Source organism: Acinetobacter sp. CIP 102529, assembly GCF_000368325.1.
In the GTDB taxonomy this organism is placed as follows: domain Bacteria; phylum Pseudomonadota; class Gammaproteobacteria; order Pseudomonadales; family Moraxellaceae; genus Acinetobacter; species Acinetobacter parvus.
Map to the genome: position 1 here is coordinate 1 of NZ_KB849350.1, position 3,900 is coordinate 3,900.

Annotated in this window: 4 protein-coding genes; all 4 read left to right on the plus strand. The window is 32.7% G+C overall.

Going from position 1 to position 3,900, the window contains the following annotated elements:
* Window positions 1-362 precede the first annotated feature (362 nt).
* The 4 genes from repM to F972_RS00895 all read left to right on the plus strand — a co-directional run bounded on the left by repM (window position 363) and on the right by F972_RS00895 (window position 3,686).
* The gene (repM, locus tag F972_RS00880; RefSeq protein ID WP_004763412.1) at window positions 363-1,271 is read left to right on the plus strand and encodes a replication initiation protein RepM; all 909 of its coding nucleotides are present in this window, start codon (window positions 363-365) and stop codon (window positions 1,269-1,271) included.
* 84 nt (window positions 1,272-1,355) lie between these two features.
* Window positions 1,356-1,997: an AAA family ATPase gene (locus F972_RS00885; protein ID WP_004763413.1), complete on the plus strand. Its 642-nt coding sequence runs from the start codon at window positions 1,356-1,358 to the stop codon at window positions 1,995-1,997.
* Window positions 1,997-2,287 (plus strand): hypothetical protein, encoded by a 291-nt coding sequence (locus F972_RS00890; RefSeq protein WP_004763414.1) that lies wholly within the window; start codon window positions 1,997-1,999, stop codon window positions 2,285-2,287. Before F972_RS00885 ends, F972_RS00890 begins: the two co-directional genes overlap by 1 nt.
* Before the next feature lie 841 nt (window positions 2,288-3,128).
* Window positions 3,129-3,686, plus strand: a complete 558-nt coding sequence (locus F972_RS00895; RefSeq protein WP_004763415.1) for a recombinase family protein — start codon at window positions 3,129-3,131, stop codon at window positions 3,684-3,686.
* Window positions 3,687-3,900 lie beyond the last annotated feature (214 nt).

Genomic DNA, 3,900 nt, shown 5'->3' on the forward strand with positions numbered 1-3,900 from the left:
ATATAGCAACGTTTGCTCGGTGATATAGCAACGTTTGCTCGGTATTTAACAACATAAAATATCCTTGTTGCTTCTTTTTTTTAAAAAAATACTATTAATCAATAAGTTAAATAAAAATAAATAAAATAATTAACATTTGCAGTATGTTAAATCTGCGGTATATGACAACATTTTCTCGGTTGTATATATTTAATAAATTTTATATTAAAGTATTGAAATTTATCTTTATTTTTTGATTTTTAAAGGTGAGAAATTTTCATATCTTTTCTAGGATCGTACATTTTACGATCTAATATTTGACAACTATAAAATATAATGTTGTTATAACAACATATATTTTATAGTTGCTATTTTTTGTTCTTATGACAGATCTCGTTGTTAAATCTAATAAATTAATACTAGCACTACAGTCTTTAACTTTGTCTGAAGCTAGGCTAATTCAATTAGCAATTATTGATGCAAGAGAAACAGGAAAAGGACTTACTACTGAACATCCACTTGAGTTGAATGCTGCCCGATATGCTAAAGCATTTAATACATCGTTAGATGCAGCATACTTAAGTTTATCTGAGGCAGAAGAAACTCTTTTTAAGCGTCAATTTACTATTGAGAATGATGATGGTTCATTAACTAAAAGTCGATGGATACAAGATGCAAATTACAAAAAAGGTGAAGGGCGTATTTTACTTACCTTAACTCGTGTACTCATAGAGCAAGTGACTAACATCGATGGTTTTGAAACATATTTCACCAGTTATTATTTAAAACAAACTGCAAAATTTAAGAGTATTTATGCAGTTCGACTATATGAGTTATTAAAACAATGGAAAAGTGTTGGTTATACACCAACTTTTAATATAGATAAATTCAGGGAACAGCTTGGTATCGGTATTAATGAATACTCTAGAGTTGAAGCTTTTAAAAGACGTATTTTAGATGCTAGCATTCAACAAATTAATAAATTTTCAGATATAGAGGTAGAGTATCAACAACACAAAAAGGGACGATCAATTGTAGGTTTTTCATTTACCTTTAAACATAAGGAAACTCAGAAAAACAGCAAAATAAACAATGTAATAAATGAGCTTACAGATAAGCAAATTTTATTATTTTCTAATAAGTTAGCTCATAACATACCTTTCTCATCCAAATACAGTAAACCTGGGGAAAGTTATGAGGAATTTGCTGAAAGACTAGCTAACGAATTAATTGATCCACAAAAAGTTAAATTGTATAAGCCTTATTTAGAAGAAGTTGGCTTCAAGTCATAAAAATCCTTCAATATAAATTTGATAAAAAAAGGCATGGCTATTAAGATTGTTTGTTAAGTAAGTTACGTAAGTTACATAAGAATTATGATTATTTTAGTCGGTGGCGAAAAAGGTGGTTCAGGTAAAAGCTGTTTGGCACAAAACCTAGCTGTTTACCTTCAACAAAAAAAAAGAGACATATTGCTTCTAGATGCAGATCCACAAGGTACAACTACCGATTGGATTAAAGAAAGAGATGAAAACCCAGATTTAATAAACATTCCATCAGTTCAAGCTTCAGGAAACATTCGCCAGGTCCTTGACGATCTCTCTCGACGTTATCAAGACATTGTTATTGATGCTGGTGGCCAAGACTCAGAGGCTCTCCGTTCGGCAATGACAATTGCCACTCATATGCTTTTACCATTCCGTCCTAAACGTAGGGATTTAAAAACTTTAGTACACGTAGAGCAACTAATTAAGTTAGCAAAAGCTGTTAACCCGGAATTAGTCACTAAAGCAGTTATTACTCAATGCCCGACACTTCCTAGTCAAGCTCAACGTATTTTAGATGCTAAAGATGCTTGTGAATCTTTTGGGTTGGTAGCTCTCAATCAATTCACGACAAATCGTAATGTATATGATGATGCAGATGAAAATGGATTATCGGTTTTTGAAGTGGATTCTGATCCTAAAGCAAAAGCTGAAATTGAGAGAATAGTTATAGAGTTTTTAGGAGAACTATGATGGCTCTAAAGGGTCTCAAAAAAGCTGATCAAGATACTAAACAGCAAGACATAGATAACTTCATAAGCGGTGCATCTAAGCGGGTTAAAACATTAGAAAAATCTCAACAAAAATATCTTCGATTGACATTTTCTTTAACAAAAGATGTCGATAAAGAAATTGATGATCTTCTCGTTGATTCTAAAGTAGCCCGTGCCAATAGATCTATTATTGTTAAAGCTGCAATTCATCATTTACAACAGCTTCCAAAGGATGAGCTAAAAAATCTTATCTTAAAAGAATTAAATTAGATAAAAGTTATTAAACTTACGTAAGTTTAATAAATTACGTAAGTTTAATAACTTAATAAATTTTTCTTGTATTTTGACATTTCCTACCACACATTATTTAAAATAATATTTTAATTACAAATACTTACAACCACAACATGTGATTTACCTTAAATATTAATAAATCTGTAAATTAAGCAGTAAAAACTCATATATACAGAAAAAAATAGGCAAATTTCCCTATTTTAAGTAAAAAATAGGTCATTGGATCAATAAATCCATCAAAAATATTACTTAACTTACGTAAGTTAAGTAATATTTCTGATGGATTTTGACATTTCTTCCCACGTGAGATTTTAAAATAATATATTACAAATACTTAAAATAGGCTTTGTTGCAAAAAAGAAATAAGCAATTGATTTTATTGACTTTAATTTTATATAAAAAATAAATCAAAACCTTTAAAATCATATAGTTATGAAATCTTTATGCAACAAATCTGTACATAGATCAAAGCTTTGGCGTTAGGGATGTTGGCTCTGCTCATATAAGAACATAATTAAAAGCCATATTCCAAACTGCCAAGAAATCAAACAACAAGAGTCAAAAGTAAATTGGAAAACAGTCGTTGAGTTTCCTGCTTCCCAATAGTCTAAATCAAGGCTGTAGTTTTTTCCGCCCGATTATCCTAGTTCGGTTTTTTTTATGCCCAAAAATTTTAATTCAACCCTTGTACTTATAGGCTATAGCCTAACGGAACAATTTAAGACCTAATAAAATCAGACTTAAAACCGTATCTATAGACTTAATTTTACATTTCGGTACAATATGTATCTATAACTCCAATATCTAACGGTACAAAATGCCTAATCAGGTTGGCTACATCCGAGTCAGTTCATCGGAACAAAATACGGAACGTCAATTGGATGGAATCCACCTCGATAAGACCTTCATAGAGAAGGCAAGTGGGGGTAGCCGTGAACGTCCTCAATTGCTCGCTATGCTCGAATATCTGCGTGATGGTGATACGGTGCATGTTCACAGTATTGACCGCCTGGCACGTAATACGAATGATCTGAACGACATTGTGAACAGCCTGAATGATCGTGGCATAACCATCATTTTTCATAAAGAAAATCTGACCTTTAGCCATGATGTTGCACAGTCGGCAATAAATAAGCTCATGTTCCAAATGCTTGCTGCATTTGCAGAATTTGAACGCTCCATGATCCGTGAACGGCAAAAGGAAGGTATTGCTAAAGCCAAAGCGAAAGGCTTATATAAGGGCAGAAAGCGTAAAGTTGATTATGCAGAAATACAAAAAGCCATGCAGGAAGATGGCTCGACTTTTAGAAGTGTGGCAAAACAGTTTGGAGTAGGGATTGCTACAGTTCAAAGGGCAGTAGGGCAAAAGCCTTAATGATGACCAGTCATCAAGGATCGGAGAATATTTTATGCAGCTGTGAGTTCCGTAATTTTCTTTTTCAACACTGATACTTGTACGGCTGAAGATCGAAAGCTATTTCTGCATCTGCATTGAAGGCTGTTAATACCCCGGCTTTTGGAGCCGTTTTTTTAGCCCCTATGATTAACCACGATTGTTTAACTAATATGAACAAAGTCGTGAAACATTG

Excerpts from the sequence above, each read along its gene's own strand:
- F972_RS00895 (WP_004763415.1), top strand. The coding sequence starts at position 3,129 with ATGCCTAATCAGGTTGGCTACATCCGAGTCAGTTCATCGGAACAAAAT.
- F972_RS00890 (WP_004763414.1), top strand. The coding sequence starts at position 1,997 with ATGGCTCTAAAGGGTCTCAAAAAAGCTGATCAAGATACTAAACAGCAA.
- F972_RS00885 (WP_004763413.1), top strand. The coding sequence starts at position 1,356 with ATGATTATTTTAGTCGGTGGCGAAAAAGGTGGTTCAGGTAAAAGCTGT.
- repM (WP_004763412.1), top strand. The coding sequence starts at position 363 with ATGACAGATCTCGTTGTTAAATCTAATAAATTAATACTAGCACTACAG.